Source organism: Qipengyuania vesicularis, assembly GCF_019711415.1.
In the GTDB taxonomy this organism is placed as follows: Bacteria; Pseudomonadota; Alphaproteobacteria; order Sphingomonadales; family Sphingomonadaceae; genus Qipengyuania; species Qipengyuania vesicularis.
Genome location: NZ_JAIGNJ010000002.1, coordinates 48,518 through 64,519, shown reverse-complemented (window position 1 = coordinate 64,519; position 16,002 = coordinate 48,518). Strand labels below are relative to the sequence as shown.

The following is a 16,002-nucleotide window of genomic DNA, read 5'->3' as shown; positions in this document are numbered from 1 at the left end:
CTCAAAATCCAATCTGTGCTTGCGCTTCTGCCGCAAAGGCCGTTTCGGCTTCGCTCCATTCGGAGAGAGGACCGATCTGGTAGCCCGATTTCTTGCGGTTTTCGTATCCCTTGGCAATTTCGAGCGCCTTCGAAATCCCCTGTTTCGGCTGCTCGAAATGATCCAGGATCGCCTCGAGGAAGCCCTCGGGATCGTCTTTCAGCCTTTCGAACGGCAGCAAGAGCACGCGGTCGGGATGGCGCCTCCTTGCGTCGAGCAAGAGTGCATTGGTTTCCCGCCAGAGCCATATGTTTCGCATGATGGCAGACCAGCCGTCCCAAGCCTCGGCATCCTTGGTCCCGCGTGTAGGCTTGAGCCGCCCCATTCCGATAAAGCGTTCGCGCGTGACGAGCGGTTTGTTCGGATCGGGCCAGCCTACGGGGAGCGGATCTTCGCCTACCATCGCAGTCGCCGAGCGCACGAAGCCCTCGAGATTGCGGATCACACCGACAAGCCGCAAGCCCCCGTGATGATCCAGCAGGGCGTCGGCAAGGACCGAATTATAATAGCCGACATCGACCAGCGTCTGCACGCTTTCCGATGCGCAGACCGTCGCGACCAGCTCCTTGCCGCGCTTCTCCGCCACGATTCCGGCCACCTTGCTGCGGTCCTGGTATGCGGCGCGATTTTCGAGATTGAGGAGCGGCAGGACAGGTTCGCTATCTTTGTCGCCATCGCGATGGCCTTCGTGGACGGCGGCAATTCCCTCGAAACTGTCGAGCGCGCGGGCAAGGAAGGTCGTTGCCGTGCGCCCCGTGCTCGCGATCGTGTGAAACTGCAAACCCGCCTCCTGAGCGCCAATGATAGCGCGCCGGATTCGCATAAGGGACCCGACCGGACTTCCTTATGCGCAGAAAAACCAAATCATGGTTAACGCGAGGCGAAGTTCACGCGATCTGGCGCGACAAGCGAATTATCAGGCTTGACGAAAATGGTCGGGGAGAGAGGATTCGAACCTCCGGCCCCTGCCTCCCGAAGACAGTGCTCTACCAGGCTGAGCTACTCCCCGACCGGATCGGCCCGCGGTGCGTCTGGCGCTGCGGGTGCGAAGCAAGGCGCGCCCTATAGGTGTGGATTTGCACACACGCAAGCGGGCTTTTGTGATAATTCGGGGCTAGGGCGGTGAACACGATGAAAGCCGGTGATTCCTACGTGATCGATAGCCATTTCGAACAGCAATATCTCGACCTGATGCGCCGCATCTGGCTCGAAGGCGACGAACGGCGCGATCGCACCGGCGTGGGTACGCGTTCGGTCTTTGGCGCGATGTTGCGCTTCGATCTTGCCGATGCCGCGATGCCGCTCATCACCACCAAGCGGGTCTACTGGAAGACCGCCACGCGCGAGATGCTGTGGTTCCTCACCGGCAATACCAATATCCGCCCCCTTGTGCTGCAGGGCGTGAAGATCTGGAACGAGTGGCCGCATGCGCGCTATGTCGATGAAACCGGTGACGATATGGAACTCGATGCCTTCGTCCAAAAGATCGCCGATGACGAAAGCTTCGCCGAGAAGTGGGGTGATCTTGGCCCGGTTTATGGCAAGCAATGGGTCGACTGGCCGACCTACCAGCCGGTGAAGGGCGGGCTGTTTCGCAAGGGACGCGGCATCAACCAGGTGGCAGAAGTGGTGCAATCGCTGCGCGAGAACCCCGGCAGCCGCCGCCATATCATCGAAGGCTGGAACGTAGCAGAGGTGCCGCAGATGGCTCTTCCGCCATGCCATAAGACCTACCAGTTCCACGTCAGCGAGGGAGCGGACGGAAAACCGCGCCTCAACGGCCTCCTTTACCAGCGCAGCTGCGATGTTGCGCTCGGTCTCCCGTTCAACCTGTGGTCGGCGGCGCTGCTCCAGCGAATGCTTGCGCAGCAGGCCGGTCTGGAGCCCGGCGAATTCGTGTGGATGGGAGGCGACACGCACCTCTATCTCAACCATGAGCACCTCGTGAAAGAGCAACTCTCGCGGGAACCGCAGGGCCAGCCACGCCTTGAGATTACGCGGCGTCCGCCCACGATCTTCGACTACACAATTGAGGATTTTGCGGTTCACGACTACACGCCGCACGGAGCTATCAAGGCTCCAGTCGCGGTGTGACCGAAATCGTATGCATAGGCGTACTTGACCGTTTCCGCGGCGTGAAATAAAATAACGCGCAAGCGTAAGATTACGTCTGGGAGACGATTCTATGGCCGACAGGCCTCAAGGTGCTGCGAAAGCGGGCGATAATCGTCCTTCGCTTTCGCTTCACGTACCCGAACCCAAGTTCCGGCCCGGCGATGCGGTCGACTTCTCGCATATTGAGGTGCCCGAAGCGGGCGCGCAGCCGCGCCCCGACGAAACCACCGACCCCAAGGACATGCTCGATTTCGCGCATGGCCTGATCCGCGTGCTGGGCGAGGACAACAAGGCCCACGGCCCGTGGGATCCCAAGCTCGACCCGGAAACGCTGCGCACCATGCTCGGCCACATGGCCATGACGCGCGCTTTCGACGAGCGCATGTTCCGCGGCCAGCGGCAGGGCAAGACCAGCTTCTACATGAAGTGCACCGGCGAGGAGGCGACCAGCGTCTCGGCCTCTATGGCGCTTGCTGCGGACGACATGGTCTTCCCCAGCTATCGCCAGCAGGGCATCCTGATTCAGCGCGGTTATCCGATGGTCGAGATGATCAACCAGATCTACTCGAACCGCGGCGACAAGCTGAAGGGCCGTCAGCTGCCGATCATGTACTCCTCGCGGGAGCACAGCTTCTTTACCATCTCGGGCAACCTCGCCACGCAGACCCCGCAGGCGGTCGGCTGGGCGATGGCGTCGGCGATCAAGGGCGACAGCCGCATCGCCGCGACGTGGGTGGGCGAGGGCAGCACCGCGGAAGGCGACTTCCACTCTGCGTGCCTGTTCGCGACCGTCTACAACGCGCCGGTCATCCTCAACGTGGTCAACAACCAGTGGGCGATCTCCAGCTTCAGCGGCTTCGCTGGCGCAGAGCGTGCGACCTTCGCAGCGCGCGGTGTCGGATATGGCATCGCCTCGCTGCGCGTAGACGGTAACGACCCGCTCGCCTGCTATGCTGCCGAGCAGTGGGCCGCCAACCGCGCCCGCGCGAATGCCGGTCCTACGCTGATCGAATTCTTCAGCTACCGTGCGGAAGGCCACTCCACGTCCGACGATCCTTCTGGATATCGCAGCGCGCAGGAGCGCGACGAGTGGCCGCTCGGCGATCCGGTGATGCGCCTCAAGAACCACCTCATCGAAATCGGCGAGTGGGACGAGGAGCGGCAGGAGAAGATGGACCTTGAGGCCGCTGAGCACGTCAAGAAGACCACCAAGGAGGCCGAAGCCAACGGCATCCTCGGCCACGGCCTCCACCATCCGTTCCGCACCATGTTCGAAGACGTTTTCGAAGAGCTGCCCTGGCATCTCAAGGAGCAGAGCGAACAAGCGATCCGCGAACGCGAAACCAAGTTCCCCGAAGGCTTGCCGAACGGAGGGAAGGGCGCATGAGGGCCGTCATCGCACTTGGCGTGGCGACGCTTGCGTTGTCGTCGCAGCCTGCTTTTGCCGAACCTTTCGCCGAGCCGGAAACGGTCGAGATCGAGACTCCCGATGCGCGCCAGCTGCCCGTCCGTGTCTGGCAGCCGGAGGAAGCTCCGCGCGGTGTCGTGCTTTTCTCGCATGGATTCAATTCCTGGCCGGCCGCATACGAGGCGCTGCTTGCGAAGCTGACGGGCGAGGGATTGGCAGTGGTTGCGCCGCTCCATCCCGACTCTATGCGCTCTTCGCTCGAAGGGAAGATATCGCCGCAGCAGGCTTTCGCCGCGCGCATGATCGATATGCAGCTTGCATCCGATATGGTGGGTGAACGTTTTGAAGGTCTTCCAATCCTTGCCGTAGGCCACAGTTTCGGCACGCTCGACGCGATGGTGCGCGCGGGCGGCCTGCCTGCCCTTGGCGCGCCGACCGATGAGGGCGTTTCCGCCATCCTCGCCTTTTCGACCCCGGGAAAGATCCCCGGCCTTATCGGCGATGATGCGTTTTCGGCGGTTGGACTTCCGACCATGCTGGTGACCGGCGACAGCGATACCGTCCCGGGATTCGTTGCCGATCCCGCCGACCACCGCATCTACGCCGAGCGCGTGTCGGGGCCATCATACCTTGTCTCCGTCGAGGGTGGTGACCACGATCTCGTGGGCAACGACGCCATCATGGCGCAGGTATGGCCTGCCGTGTCGGGCTTCATTGCAGTGCACCTTCTGGACGAGGCGGAAACGCCCGCGCTTGCACGATACGCACTCGAAAAACCCTCCACCGCTCAGCAGGGTGACGCAGAATGACCGAGGTAAAAGACATGGCCGCCAGCGAAAGCGAAGCGCCTGCGGAACGTCGCCTCAACATGATCGAGGCCATCAACGACGCGCTCGATGTGACCATGGGCCGCGACGAGAATATCGTCATCATGGGCGAAGATGTCGGCTATTTCGGTGGTGTGTTCCGTTGCACTGCCGGACTCCAAGAGAAATACGGCAAGACCCGCGTGTTCGACACGCCGATCTCCGAATGCGGCATTATCGCTGCGGCAGTCGGTATGGGGGCCTATGGCCTGCGCCCAGTGCCGGAAATCCAGTTTGCCGATTACATCTATCCCGGGCTCGACCAGCTGATCTCCGAAGCGGCGCGCCTGCGTTATCGTTCGGCAGCTGAGTATATCGCCCCGATTACCGTGCGAAGCCCGTTTGGTGGCGGAATCTTCGGCGGCCAGACGCACAGCCAGAGCCCCGAGGCGATTTTTGCCCATGTCTCCGGCCTGAAGACGGTCATTCCCGCGACGCCCTATGATGCCAAGGGCCTGCTTATCAGCGCTATCGAGGATAATGACCCGGTCATCTTCTTCGAGCCCAAGCGCATCTACAACGGCCCGTTCTCGGGTTATTACGACAAGCCGGTCGAACCGTGGAAGCGCTTTGATGCGAGCGTCGTGCCTGAAGGCCATTACACGATCCCGCTGGGAAAGGCGCGTTACGCGACGCAGGGCGATGAGCTCACCATCCTCGCCTACGGCACCATGGTCCACGTGGTCGAGGCAGTCTGCCGCGAGAAGGGTGTCGAGGCCGATATCGTCGACCTGCGCACTATCGTCCCGGTCGACATCGAGACGATCGAGGAATCGGTCAAGAAGACCGGCCGCTGCCTGATCGTCCATGAAGCGACCCGCACAGCCGGCTTCGGCGCGGAGCTTTCAGCGCTGGTCACCGAGCGCTGCTTCTATCACCTCGAAGCCCCGGTCGAACGCGTGACCGGTTTCGACACACCCTATCCCCACAGCCTCGAATGGGCCTACTTCCCCGGCCCGATCCGTATCGGCGAGGCCCTCGACAAGATCCTGAGCGAGTAATCGACATGGCGAAATTTGTATTCAACATGCCCGACATCGGCGAAGGCATTGCCGAGGCGGAAATCGTCCAGTGGCACAAGAAAGTCGGCGATACGGTCCGTGAAGACGAGGAATTCGTCGACATGATGACCGACAAGGCGACAGTGCCGATGGAAAGCCCGGTCGACGGCAAGATCATCGAGATTGCCGGAGACGAAGGCGACATGGTCTCGATCGGCTCGATGCTGGTGGTGATCGAGGTCGAGGGTGAGGTGCCCGAGGACGTCGCCGAAGAAGCGCCTGCTCCGGCTCCCGCGCCCAAGGCACAAGAGGTCGAAGAGCGGATCGAGGTGGAGACCTCTGACGCAAGCGATGCCGACGATGCGCTGGCTGCCGATCCCGAGCCCGAACCGCTGCCTGCTCCGACCCCGGCGCCTGAGCCGAGGCATCAGGCCAAGGTCCTTGCGACCCCGGCCGTGCGCAAGCGTGCCAAGGAACTGGGCGTCGATCTTGGCCAGGTGAAGCCGGCCGAAGATGGCCGCATCCGTCACGGCGATCTCGACCAGTTCCTCTCCTACACTTCAGGATACGGCGCGGCTGCCAAGACCCGCGAGGACGAGGAGAAGAAGGTCATCGGCATGCGTCGCCGCATCGCCGAGAACATGGCCGCCTCGAAGCGCAACATCCCGCATTTCTCCTATGTCGAAGAATGCGATGTTACGGATCTTGAGGTGCTCCGCGCGCAGCTCAATGCCAGCCGCGGCGACAAGTCCAAGCTGACCATATTGCCGCTGCTGATCACCGCGATCTGCAAGACGCTGCCCGACTTCCCCATGATCAACGCGCGCTATGACGATGAAGCGGGCGTGGTGACGCGGCACGGCGCGGTGAACATGGGCATGGCGGCGCAGACCGATGCAGGGCTTATGGTCCCGGTCATCCGCAATGCGCATGCGCAGAACCTGTGGCAGCTCGCCAACGAGATTTCGCGCCTTGCCGATGCCGCGCGCAACGGCACGGCCAAGAAGGAGGAGATGGAAGGCGGTACGCTGACCGTGACTTCGCTTGGTCCGCTGGGCGGTGTAGCGACCACTCCGGTCATCAACCGCCCCGAAGTCGCCATCATCGGTCCGAACCGGATTATCGAGCGCCCGATGTATGTCACCGGCGCAGATGGGGTCGAGCGGATCGAAAAGCGCAAGCTGATGAACATCTCGATCAGCTGCGATCACCGCGTGGTCGATGGCTGGGATGCGGCAAGCTTTATCCAGGCGCTGAAGAAGCTGTTGGAAACCCCAGCGCTGATCCTGGTCGACTAATCACATAGCTCCCGCTTCGGCGGGAGTTTTCATTTGGCGGGCAGTTCGACCGCCACCGATTCCTGGATATCGATTGCCGATTTGGCCGCCAGTGCGCCGCCGCCCAACATGGCGAGCGAAGCAGCGAGAAATGCCGTCTGCAACATAGCGAAACCCCCGTCTTGCCCCACGCGATTTCGAGAGGTGAGAATCTGCCCAAAAGGTAAATTTTGGGTAAAATTCAACGCCGTGCGGACGGATGTGAAATTCTGCGAAATTTCCGGCTCAATTAGCGTTGACAGGAATCGGGCGCTCCACTAGATGCGCGGCTCCCAAGGGGGCGCTACAGCGCAATGCGCGGGTGTAGCTCAGTTGGTTAGAGTATCGGCCTGTCACGCCGAGGGTCGCGGGTTCGAGTCCCGTCACTCGCGCCACCTTGGGATTATCTCTCCAAATCAACGATTTGCATTGTCCGGCTACGGACTGGCCGACGCCTGCTTTTCGCGCAGGGCACGAAGGTTTTCCTCGTGCTGCGCCTTGTCAATCCGGTAGCGCGAGATGCAGTAGAGCGTGGCGCTCCAAAGCAGGATCAGCAAGGGCGCGTAGAGCGCACCGAGCCACCACAAGGTCTCCTCGCTAACCCCGATATCAGAGACCGTCTCGGGAAAGGCGACGAGCGAGAGAATTCCGCCCGCCATGAACACACCAAGGCCCTGCGTGGCCTTTCGTGTAAAGGTTATCGCGGAATAATAGACCCCTTCGCTGCGCCTCCCGGTCTTCAGCTGGTTCGATTCCACCAGGTCGGCGATCATCGAATAGAGCACCGCTTGCAGTGCGATGATCAGGGCAATGTCGAAGATATTGATCGTGAGCAGGAGCGGAAACAGGATCGGGTCACCGTTCTCCGGCATCAGGCCGACAAGGCGCAGGATGACGGGTGCAGGTGCGATCGTGAAAGCGAAGATGCCGATCCCGATCACCGCGCGTTTCTTGCCCCACTTCCGCGTCGCCCACGGCCCAAGGAAAAAGCCCAGCAATGCCGAGATGAACACGGAAGAGACCCAGATGAAGATCTGGAATTGCGTGAATTCCCAGAAATAGCTGAGGAAGATGTAGGCCAGCCCGGCGACGATGCCGGTTGAGATCGATCCGAAGACCATGGTGAGGAACAGCGCGATGAAGCTCTTCTCGCTCAATGTCTCGACCATCTCGGCGTAAACGCGCCGCATGCTGTAGCGCTCACCAGTCGCAACTGGCCGCGAAAGGGTCGGGATGCGGTGATGGGTACCGATGGCGGAAACCATGATCGAGACGAAGATGAGGCCGCCACCGATGATTCCATAGGTGGCGAAGGCTTCGGGATTGTTCTGGCCCGCTGCTCCGGCGAGCAGCACGCCCCACATGAGCAGGCTCATCACGCTGCCGCCTAGCCATCCGAACATCAGGCGATAGGACTGCATGCTGGTGCGCTCGGCATAGTCGCTGGTCAGCTCCGGCAGGAGCGAGGTCGAAGGCGTTTCGAAGACGGTGATGAAGGTGCGGATCAGGATCGCCGTGATCGTGAGGTACGCGAACAGGCCCCACTGGCCGACATCGGGCGGGATCCACAACAGAAAGTAGCTGAGCGAAACGGGCAGGGCAGCCGCATACATGAAGGGATGGCGCCGCCCCCAACGCGAGCGCAGATTGTCCGACCAGTAACCGACGAGCGGATCGGACAGCGCGTCGAACACGAGCGCGATGAACAGCGCGAGCCCGACCAGCCACTGCTCGAGCCCGATTACCGTGCCGTAGAACAGCAGCAGGAAGTAATCGAACCCGTTGTTCTTGATCCCGAATGCGGCTGCACCGAACCCGTGCGCCAGTTTCAGGCCGACCGACGGCTTGTCGGGCACCGCAGCTGCTGTCGCCATATCCCCTCCCTTTGTATGTCCGGCTAGGACGACTGCAACGTCAGTGCAATGTGTGCGAGCCGCAAAACGGCATTCGCCGTCTTGAACTCGCCCAATGAGGAAACGGACAACGCCAACTACTGATCGGCATACTCGGCATCTATTCGGGCCTTGGCGGCCAGTTGCAGCTGATCCAATTCCTCTCGGCTGTATAGCGTGCCGTCGGTCATGATTGCAGAAATGGCCCGCAAGTTTCTCACGTCTTCGAGCGGATTTTCGGTGAGAAGAACCAGATCGGCCTCGTAGCCTGGGGCAATGCGGCCGAGGCGAGCAGTCGGATCGACGTATTTGGCAATCAACTCGCCACCCGCCAATGTAGCGGCGGCAATAGCCTCGCGGTTGTCGAGCCCCGCCTTTACGAGCTCCCGGATTTCCGAATGGATGGATATGCCGGGTATCATCTGGCGATCCGGAGCGTCCGTGCCCGTGACGATCAGAATCCCGGCCGCCGAGGCCTGCCGGGTCAGCTCGTGGCTGTAGAAATTCTTGATCCGTTCGCGGAGCATACGCTTCTCGACCTGGTCGCGTCTCGCGCTGTTCATCTGCTGCCATGCACCCAAAGCAATTTCCGGCCAGAATCGGGCCTCGGGCACCGATAGGGCAGCTGCCTCATCATCCCAAAAACGGAGGGTTGCAAAGCCATAGGAAAGGTTGGGGATCAAAGCGACATCGTTCGCCTTCATCAGTGCAATGGCGGTGGGTATCGCATCGAAATCGGGCAGCGCGCCATCGAACTGTTGCAAGTCGTCGTCGACAGGTCCTTGGCCAAGCGCAAAATAGAACTCCTCAGCATGCGCTACGACGTCGAGGCCTTCCATCGATCGCTCGAGTGGAATGTCGCGCGGGATGTGCCCGAAAACCGGCAAGTGCGCTTTTCTTGCTTCGGCCACGACCAGGTCGAAGGTTTCCGGCGCGATACGCTCGCTTATCTTTACAAGGTCGAACCCGTTTTGCCGCAGGGACCTGACGTATTCCTTCGCCTCTTCTGCAATGGGCGAGCCATCGGACCAAGGCATCAGTTTGTCGGCGGTGTAGATCCTTGGGCCAAGCCGTTCGCCTTTCTCGACCAAGGCGCGAAACTCGACGAAATTTTCCGAGCCTGTCCTATTGCCAAGGCCGATAACTGTCGTGACACCATACCGAAGGTATGCCTCGTAGGGGACGATATCGAAATGATGGGTATGGGCGTCAATCAGGCCCGGAAGGACATAGGCTCCCTTTCCATCTATGACATTGAATTGTTGAGGATCGAGCGTGACTTCACGGTCGACAATACGAAGGATGATGCCATTCTCGACGACCAGCGAAAGGTCATCTGACACCTTGCCTAGTTCGACGTCGACAACATGAATGTTGGTGACCAGTGTCGGCTGGGCGACGGCGGATGAAGTGGAAACAAGGCATGCGCAGGCCAGAAATGTTCGTAACAGCACGCTCAAGCCTCCTCCCTTTCAAGAGCAAGTCCAGCTTAGAGCAAATTTTGCGACGAGGAAGTTCTCTGCAGAGCCCTATGTCGCTCAGGTCGATTGATTTCGCGCTGCAGTGACCATCCCGCTTGGCCCCGACCAGTCATTGCAGAAGCCCGATTGCATCGCCCTAGAGTAGCATTTCGGCAGTGATCGAACTGTTGCTTCTAATCCGAGGATCGGCAGCGCCAAATCCGTGAACCAGCTGTCAGTCATATAATGACGGTGATCGGCAATCGATACTCAACCAAAGGGTTGACTATCTCGATCTCTACTGTAGTTTAACCGTATGGTTGAATATAACGAGTCGAAGGATGCAATCTTCCGCGCACTGGCCGATGGTACCCGCCGTGACATCGTCGAGCGTCTGTCTGCGAATGAACAGACTGTCGGCATGCTGGCGGAACCGCTCGATATGAGCCTTGCGGCAGTTTCGAAGCATATTGGCATTCTCGAGGAGGCGGGCCTTGTCACCCGCCGCAAGCGGGGGCGCGAGCGAGTATGCACGCTCGATCCCGCCGGCTTGCTGGCTGTCCGCGACTGGACCGAGCGCTACGTCGAATTCTGGAATTCCCGTCTCGATGCCCTCGATCGGGCGCTGAAGGAGGATGACGATGAGTGACTATGCGCGATTGGTAGATGGCAGCACGATCGAATTCAGGCGCCATTTCGAGGCAGATGTCTCCAGAGTCTGGGAATTCCTGACCGATCCCAAAAAGCGCGAACGCTGGTTTTGCGGCGGCGATGTTGAGCCTCGCAAGGGCGGCAAGATCGTCTTCGACTTCGACCATCGTCGCCTATCAAACTCGCCTCCGCCCGAGAAGTATGCGGATGAGGAGCAAGCGTATTACGAGGGCGAGGTACTGGTCTACGATCCGCCGCACCGGCTCGCATTCACCTGGCCCGAAGAATATGGCGAGGGAACCCAGGTCGAGATTGAGCTGACGGAAGCAAGCGGCGGCGGAACCGACATGGTTCTTGTCCACCGCAAGCTGGCAAATCGCGAGTTTCGTATCGGGGCAATGGCCGGATGGCATGCGCATTTCGACCTGTTGGAAGATGTCCTGTCAGCTCGGTCAGTTCGCGATTTCTGGCCTCATCACATGGCCCTCGAAGGCGAGTACGAAAGCCGCGCCTAACGCCAGCTACCCGTCTCCATCCATTTAAGGAAACGACCGAGTGGCAGAAGCCAGATCAGGCCAAGAATTACATAAACGACTGTCTGAGCGAGCGTGGGCCATTCGCCGATGAGATCGGGCAGGTAGCGCGCGATCACGATGCCGTAGACCAGCAGGCCTAGCAGCAGCCCCAAAAGGCCGACCGGGATGCGCCAGGTAGGTTCGTTTCTCATGCGAAAGGTCCGTAGAAGCGGGTGGGGGTGACGACTGCCTTTAAGGGCTTGTCGTGATCTTCGACGGGCATCAGGTCGACGCGTTGGCTGTCCCATGCGAGGCCAATCGGCACAGCGCGATCATGCTCGGCCAGCCAGCGGTCGTAGTGCCCGCCACCCTGACCCAGTCGCAATCCCGTTTCGGTGAAGCCGACGAGAGGGACGAAGAGGAATTCGGGCGTCAGGATCGGCGCGTCCTCGAATGGCTGGAGCAAGCCGAAGGGGCCGACTTCGAGATCTTCCTCATCGAATGGGTCGGAGAAGCGCGCGAACTCCATCGGGGCGTTGCGGCTCGCGAAACGGGGCAGGGCGAGCTCGTGCCCGCGTTCGAGGAAGAATTTCGCATAGGATGCAGCAGGGGCTTCGAAGGGATTTGCGCGATAGAGCCCGATGGTCGCGCTTTCAGGCACCATCTCGAGCAGGGGTGCAGGGGGGCGATGGAAGACCAGCGCGCGCATGCTTTCTGGCAAGGCAGTGACGGTATCGCGCCGGGCGGCTCGCAGCTTCTTGCGGAGTTCGTCTTTTGTCACGCCTTACAACCTCATGCGCTCGAGCAGCGCCAACGATAGTTCAACAAGCCTGCGCTTAGGCAGCGACAGCGCAACACAGAAAGTGACGGGACCACCATGGGTCGTTGCCGGAAAATCCTCTGACGCCTTCACGTCAGGTGGGCGCCGTATATCCGAATCGCCAGGACGAACCCGCCAACTCAGTAGGGACAGCTCCCTTGGATTGCTTATAGCCTCAGGGATATTCATGCGGCTCGTGCCGGGCAGCCCCGCCGCACCCTATCTAGGCGTGCTGCAGTCAGCCCTCAAGCCTAGATGCAGTGTTTTCGAGCGAAGTAGCGAGCCGTTCGAGCTTGTCAGCAACCGCATCCGTATCGAGCCCGGGATCGGGCGGGTGGGCCAGCTTCTTCTGCGCATCGTTCAATTCGTCGGCAAGCAGGATGGCCGCAAACAAGAGATTCTTCGCCTCGTTACTCGAGACATTGGCGCCCATTCCGGCGATCTTGGCATCGACCATGGAGGCGAGGTGGCGCAGGCTGTCCTCCTGCCCGTCCGCCACCGAGACCGTGTGCACGCGCCCTCCGACCTGGAGCTTTACCTCGCTCATTTCTCGAGGCTTTCGATCAGTTCGTCGAGTTGCGACAGGCTGGCAGCGACGCGGGTTTTCAGTGCCTCGTGCTTCGCTGCCGCCTCTCCATCGCCGCGCGGATTCGCGGCCTGCGCTTCGATCCGCGCAAGCGCGCGTTCGATCCTGTCGATAGCGCCGAAGATGCGTTGCTCGCTCATGGAGCCGAGGAATTAACCCTATTGGCCTGACTTGGCAAAGGGTTGGGCCAGCCTGTTGATAAATTGCGAAAGCTGGACGGGTGGGCAATTCGCCGGGGCAGTCGGCTTGACCTCCCGGGCCGCCTCCGCGAAGGGTGCGCGCGCGTCGAATCGCCAGCCTTACCGGAGAATATACCCCATGAGTCTCGACACCGCTCGCATGGTCCAGATGGCCAATGCCATCAGGGCACTTTCGATGGATGCGGTGCAAGCAGCTAATTCGGGGCATCCCGGCATGCCGATGGGTATGGCCGATGTGGCGACCGTGCTGTGGAGCGAGTATCTCAAGCACGATCCAAGCGCGCCCGACTGGGCCGACCGCGACCGTTTCGTGCTGTCTGCCGGCCACGGCTCGATGCTGATCTACAGCCTGCTGCACCTTGCGGGATACGAGCGGCCGACGATCGAGGACATCCGCAACTTCCGCCAGCTGGGTAGTCCCTGTGCGGGCCATCCGGAGAACTTCCTGCTCGACGGCGTCGAATGCACCACTGGCCCGCTGGGTCAGGGTCTGGCGATGGCGGTCGGCATGGCGATTGCCGAGCGCAAGCTGAATGCGGACTTCGGTAGCGACCTCGTCGACCACAAGACCTGGGTGATCGCTGGCGACGGCTGCCTGATGGAAGGCATCAACCACGAAGCGATCGGCCTTGCCGGGCACCTCAAGCTCGGCCGCATGAATGTGCTGTGGGACGACAACAACATCACGATCGACGGCTCGACCGACCTGTCTACCAGCGAAGACATCAGGGCCCGCTATGAAGCGACCGGCTGGCACGTCACCAGCTGCGATGGCCACGATTTTGCGGATATTCGCCGCGCGCTCGATGAAGCGCAGGCGGACGAGCGCCCCTCGCTGATCGCTTGTCGCACGGTCATCGGCAAGGGCGCGCCCAACAAGCAGGGCACCAGCGCCACCCACGGCGCGCCGCTGGGCGATGAGGAAATCTCGGCCGCGCGCGATGTGCTGGGGTGGGAACACGCACCGTTCGAAATTCCCAAGCAGGTGCTGTCAGATTGGCGCAGTACCGCCGAGAGCGGTGCGAAGGCGCATGGCGAATGGAATGACAGGCTCGCCGCGAGCGACAACCGTGCCGAGTTCGAGCGCCGCATGTCGGGCGACCTGCCGAAGAATTTCAGCCTCGATGGTTATATCCAGTCGCTGATGAAGGAACCGGTCAAGGTCGCGACCCGCAAGGCGAGCGAAATGGCGCTCGCACAGATCAACGCGCAGCTTCCCGACACGATCGGCGGCAGCGCCGACCTCACGGGTTCGAACAACACCAAGGCGGGCGGTATCGGCCCATTCACGGCCGACGATCACTCGGGCCGCTACATCTATTACGGCATCCGCGAATTCGGCATGGCCGCTGCGATGAATGGCATGGCGCTGCATGGCGGCGTTATCCCCTATGGCGGGACCTTCCTCGTCTTCACTGATTATTGCCGCGCGGCGATCCGTCTCTCCGCCCTCCAGCAGACACGCGCGATCTATGTCATGACGCATGACAGCATCGGACTTGGCGAGGATGGCCCGACCCACCAGCCGGTCGAACACGTACAGTCCTTGCGCATGATCCCGAACCTGCTTGTGATGCGCCCAGCCGACGCGGTCGAGACTGCCGAGTGCTGGGAAATCGCGCTGCGCAGCAAGGATCGCCCGACGGTTCTCGCGCTAACCCGCCAGGGATTGCCGCAGGTGCGCAACGCACCCGACGAGACCGACATGTGCTCCAAGGGTGCCTACCGCCTCAAGAAGGCAGGCAATGCGCGCAAGGTCACGCTGGTTGCGTCGGGAAGCGAAGTGCATCTCGCGCTGGAATGTGCCGAGCAGCTAGAGAAGCAGGGCGTGGGCGCTGCCGTCGTTTCCATGGTCTGCACCCAGCTGTTCGACGAACAGGACGCAGCTTACCGTGCGGACATGATCCCTGCAGACACGCTGCGCGTGAGCATCGAGGCCGGCACGACCTTCGGCTGGGAACGCTACACCGGCGAGAATGGCCTCAACATCGGCCTCGACCGGTTCGGTGCCTCTGCTCCGGCAGAGCAACTCTTCGAGAAATTCGGTTTCACGGCGGACGCTATCGTGCCGCAAATCATGAGCAAATTGCCCAAGTAATTCAGGACTTAAGCAGGAGCTTTTCGCATGGCTACCAAGGTTGCAATCAACGGTTTCGGACGCATCGGACGCCTCGTGGCACGTGCGATTCTCGAGCGTGACGATCACGATCTCGACCTCGTCTCGATCAATGATCTCGCGGACACCAAGTCGAACGCGCTGCTGTTCCAGTTCGACAGCACGCACGGCCGCTTCCCCGGCACCGTCGAAGTGGGCGACAACGCGATCATCGTGAACGGCAAGTCGATCGCCGTGACCAGCGAGCGTGATCCGGGCAACCTGCCGCACGGCGAGCAGGGCGTTGACATCGTTCTCGAATGCACCGGCTTCTTCCAGAGTCACGAAGCTGCGGAACCGCACCTCAAGGCTGGCGCCAAGCGCGTGCTGATCTCGGCTCCGGCCAAGAACGTCTCGGCTACGATCGTCTACGGTGTGAACCACGAAACGCTGACCGCCGACGATGTGATCGTCTCGAACGCCAGCTGTACCACCAACTGCCTCTCGCCGATGGCGAAGGTCCTGCACGACACCGTCGGCATCGAGCGTGGCTTCATGACCACGATCCACAGCTACACCAACGACCAGCGCATGCTCGACCAGATGCATGGCGACATGCGCCGTGCCCGCGGCGGCGCGCAGAACATGATCCCGACCACCACCGGTGCAGCCCGCGCGGTCGGCCTCGTCCTGCCCGAACTTGCCGGCAAGCTCGACGGCAGCTCGGTCCGCGTTCCGACGCCGAATGTCAGCCTCGTCGACCTCGTCTTCACTCCGGGCCGCGACACCAGTGCCGAGGAACTGAACGCTGCGCTCAAGGCGGCTGCAGAAGGCAAGATGAAGGGCGTGCTCGATTACACCGACCAGCCGCTCGTCAGCAGCGATTTCAACCACTATCCGGCAAGCTCGACCATCGACAGCCTCGAGACCAGCGTCATGGAAGGCAAGCTCTGCCGCGTCGTTAGCTGGTACGATAACGAATGGGGCTTCTCGAACCGCATGATCGACACCGCCGGCGTGATGGCGAAGTTCCTCTAA

The 16,002-nt window shown here is 61.1% G+C and carries 16 protein-coding genes and 2 tRNA genes; 10 read left to right on the top strand and 8 right to left on the bottom strand.

Going from position 1 to position 16,002, the window contains the following annotated elements:
- Window position 1: 1 nt before the first annotated feature.
- Together K3146_RS05895 and K3146_RS05890 are read right to left on the bottom strand one after the other, a co-directional pair.
- Window positions 2-820, bottom strand: coding sequence for a sulfotransferase (locus tag K3146_RS05895; protein ID WP_221545345.1), 819 nt, complete (start codon window positions 818-820; stop codon window positions 2-4).
- Between the two features lie 151 nt (window positions 821-971).
- A tRNA-Pro gene (locus tag K3146_RS05890) sits at window positions 972-1,048 on the bottom strand.
- 122 nt (window positions 1,049-1,170) lie between these two features.
- Here K3146_RS05890 and thyA point away from each other — a divergent pair.
- The 6 genes from thyA (at window position 1,171) to K3146_RS05860 (ending at window position 7,140) form a co-directional block, all read left to right on the top strand.
- Window positions 1,171-2,133, top strand: a complete 963-nt coding sequence (gene thyA, locus K3146_RS05885; protein ID WP_221545343.1) for a thymidylate synthase — start codon at window positions 1,171-1,173, stop codon at window positions 2,131-2,133.
- Window positions 2,134-2,224: 91 nt separating this feature from the next.
- Complete coding sequence (locus tag K3146_RS05880; RefSeq protein ID WP_221545342.1) at window positions 2,225-3,541, top strand: 3-methyl-2-oxobutanoate dehydrogenase (2-methylpropanoyl-transferring) subunit alpha; 1,317 nt, start codon at window positions 2,225-2,227, stop codon at window positions 3,539-3,541.
- Window positions 3,538-4,371 carry an alpha/beta hydrolase gene (locus K3146_RS05875; RefSeq protein WP_221545340.1) on the top strand — a complete coding sequence of 278 codons (834 nt, stop codon included), beginning with the start codon at window positions 3,538-3,540 and terminating at the stop codon, window positions 4,369-4,371. The genes K3146_RS05880 and K3146_RS05875 overlap by 4 nt, the downstream gene beginning before the upstream one ends.
- Window positions 4,368-5,429, top strand: coding sequence for an alpha-ketoacid dehydrogenase subunit beta (locus tag K3146_RS05870; RefSeq protein ID WP_221545338.1), 1,062 nt, complete (start codon window positions 4,368-4,370; stop codon window positions 5,427-5,429). The genes K3146_RS05875 and K3146_RS05870 overlap by 4 nt, the downstream gene beginning before the upstream one ends.
- A 5-nt stretch (window positions 5,430-5,434) precedes the next feature.
- Entirely contained in the window at window positions 5,435-6,727 is a 1,293-nt protein-coding gene (locus K3146_RS05865; RefSeq protein WP_221545337.1) for a dihydrolipoamide acetyltransferase family protein, read from the top strand.
- 336 nt (window positions 6,728-7,063) lie between these two features.
- A tRNA-Asp gene (locus K3146_RS05860) sits at window positions 7,064-7,140 on the top strand.
- 42 nt (window positions 7,141-7,182) lie between these two features.
- Here the strand turns inward: K3146_RS05860 and K3146_RS05855 are convergent.
- Together K3146_RS05855 and K3146_RS05850 are read right to left on the bottom strand one after the other, a co-directional pair.
- Window positions 7,183-8,619 carry an MFS transporter gene (locus tag K3146_RS05855; RefSeq protein WP_221545335.1) on the bottom strand — a complete coding sequence of 479 codons (1,437 nt, stop codon included), beginning with the start codon at window positions 8,617-8,619 and terminating at the stop codon, window positions 7,183-7,185.
- A 116-nt stretch (window positions 8,620-8,735) separates the two neighbouring features.
- Window positions 8,736-10,091 carry an amidohydrolase family protein gene (locus K3146_RS05850; RefSeq protein WP_345724075.1) on the bottom strand — a complete coding sequence of 452 codons (1,356 nt, stop codon included), beginning with the start codon at window positions 10,089-10,091 and terminating at the stop codon, window positions 8,736-8,738.
- 322 nt (window positions 10,092-10,413) lie between these two features.
- Between K3146_RS05850 and K3146_RS05845 the strand changes: the two genes are divergently transcribed.
- Both K3146_RS05845 and K3146_RS05840 read left to right on the top strand, forming a co-directional pair.
- Complete coding sequence (locus tag K3146_RS05845; protein ID WP_221545332.1) at window positions 10,414-10,746, top strand: ArsR/SmtB family transcription factor; 333 nt, start codon at window positions 10,414-10,416, stop codon at window positions 10,744-10,746.
- A complete protein-coding gene (locus K3146_RS05840) occupies window positions 10,739-11,263 on the top strand; it encodes an SRPBCC family protein (RefSeq protein ID WP_221545330.1) in 525 nt (174 codons plus the stop codon). The genes K3146_RS05845 and K3146_RS05840 overlap by 8 nt, the downstream gene beginning before the upstream one ends.
- Here the strand turns inward: K3146_RS05840 and K3146_RS05835 are convergent.
- From K3146_RS05835 to K3146_RS05820, 4 genes are all read right to left on the bottom strand, one after another.
- Window positions 11,260-11,475: a DUF2842 domain-containing protein gene (locus K3146_RS05835; RefSeq protein ID WP_221545328.1), complete on the bottom strand. Its 216-nt coding sequence runs from the start codon at window positions 11,473-11,475 to the stop codon at window positions 11,260-11,262. The genes K3146_RS05840 and K3146_RS05835 overlap by 4 nt on opposite strands.
- Complete coding sequence (locus tag K3146_RS05830) at window positions 11,472-12,044, bottom strand: 5-formyltetrahydrofolate cyclo-ligase (protein ID WP_221545326.1); 573 nt, start codon at window positions 12,042-12,044, stop codon at window positions 11,472-11,474. The genes K3146_RS05835 and K3146_RS05830 overlap by 4 nt, the downstream gene beginning before the upstream one ends.
- 277 nt (window positions 12,045-12,321) lie before the next feature.
- The gene (locus tag K3146_RS05825) at window positions 12,322-12,630 is read right to left on the bottom strand and encodes a cell division protein ZapA (protein ID WP_221545325.1); all 309 of its coding nucleotides are present in this window, start codon (window positions 12,628-12,630) and stop codon (window positions 12,322-12,324) included.
- Window positions 12,627-12,809 (bottom strand): hypothetical protein, encoded by a 183-nt coding sequence (locus K3146_RS05820; protein WP_221545323.1) that lies wholly within the window; start codon window positions 12,807-12,809, stop codon window positions 12,627-12,629. The genes K3146_RS05825 and K3146_RS05820 overlap by 4 nt, the downstream gene beginning before the upstream one ends.
- 178 nt (window positions 12,810-12,987) lie before the next feature.
- On the opposite strand from K3146_RS05820, the gene tkt reads away from it, so the two are divergent.
- A complete protein-coding gene (gene tkt / locus K3146_RS05815; RefSeq protein WP_221545321.1) occupies window positions 12,988-14,967 on the top strand; it encodes a transketolase in 1,980 nt (659 codons plus the stop codon).
- Window positions 14,968-14,994: 27 nt separating this feature from the next.
- Window positions 14,995-16,002, top strand: a complete 1,008-nt coding sequence (gene gap, locus K3146_RS05810) for a type I glyceraldehyde-3-phosphate dehydrogenase (protein WP_221545319.1) — start codon at window positions 14,995-14,997, stop codon at window positions 16,000-16,002.

Bases quoted from the DNA above. Each gene is read 5' to 3' on its own strand.
- thyA (WP_221545343.1), top strand. From the start codon at position 1,171: ATGAAAGCCGGTGATTCCTACGTGATCGATAGCCATTTCGAACAGCAA.
- K3146_RS05880 (WP_221545342.1), top strand. From the start codon at position 2,225: ATGGCCGACAGGCCTCAAGGTGCTGCGAAAGCGGGCGATAATCGTCCT.
- K3146_RS05875 (WP_221545340.1), top strand. From the start codon at position 3,538: ATGAGGGCCGTCATCGCACTTGGCGTGGCGACGCTTGCGTTGTCGTCG.
- K3146_RS05870 (WP_221545338.1), top strand. From the start codon at position 4,368: ATGACCGAGGTAAAAGACATGGCCGCCAGCGAAAGCGAAGCGCCTGCG.
- K3146_RS05865 (WP_221545337.1), top strand. From the start codon at position 5,435: ATGGCGAAATTTGTATTCAACATGCCCGACATCGGCGAAGGCATTGCC.
- K3146_RS05855 (WP_221545335.1), bottom strand. From the start codon at position 8,619: ATGGCGACAGCAGCTGCGGTGCCCGACAAGCCGTCGGTCGGCCTGAAA.
- K3146_RS05845 (WP_221545332.1), top strand. From the start codon at position 10,414: ATGGTTGAATATAACGAGTCGAAGGATGCAATCTTCCGCGCACTGGCC.
- K3146_RS05840 (WP_221545330.1), top strand. From the start codon at position 10,739: ATGAGTGACTATGCGCGATTGGTAGATGGCAGCACGATCGAATTCAGG.
- K3146_RS05835 (WP_221545328.1), bottom strand. From the start codon at position 11,475: ATGAGAAACGAACCTACCTGGCGCATCCCGGTCGGCCTTTTGGGGCTG.
- K3146_RS05825 (WP_221545325.1), bottom strand. From the start codon at position 12,630: ATGAGCGAGGTAAAGCTCCAGGTCGGAGGGCGCGTGCACACGGTCTCG.
- K3146_RS05820 (WP_221545323.1), bottom strand. From the start codon at position 12,809: ATGAGCGAGCAACGCATCTTCGGCGCTATCGACAGGATCGAACGCGCG.
- tkt (WP_221545321.1), top strand. From the start codon at position 12,988: ATGAGTCTCGACACCGCTCGCATGGTCCAGATGGCCAATGCCATCAGG.
- gap (WP_221545319.1), top strand. From the start codon at position 14,995: ATGGCTACCAAGGTTGCAATCAACGGTTTCGGACGCATCGGACGCCTC.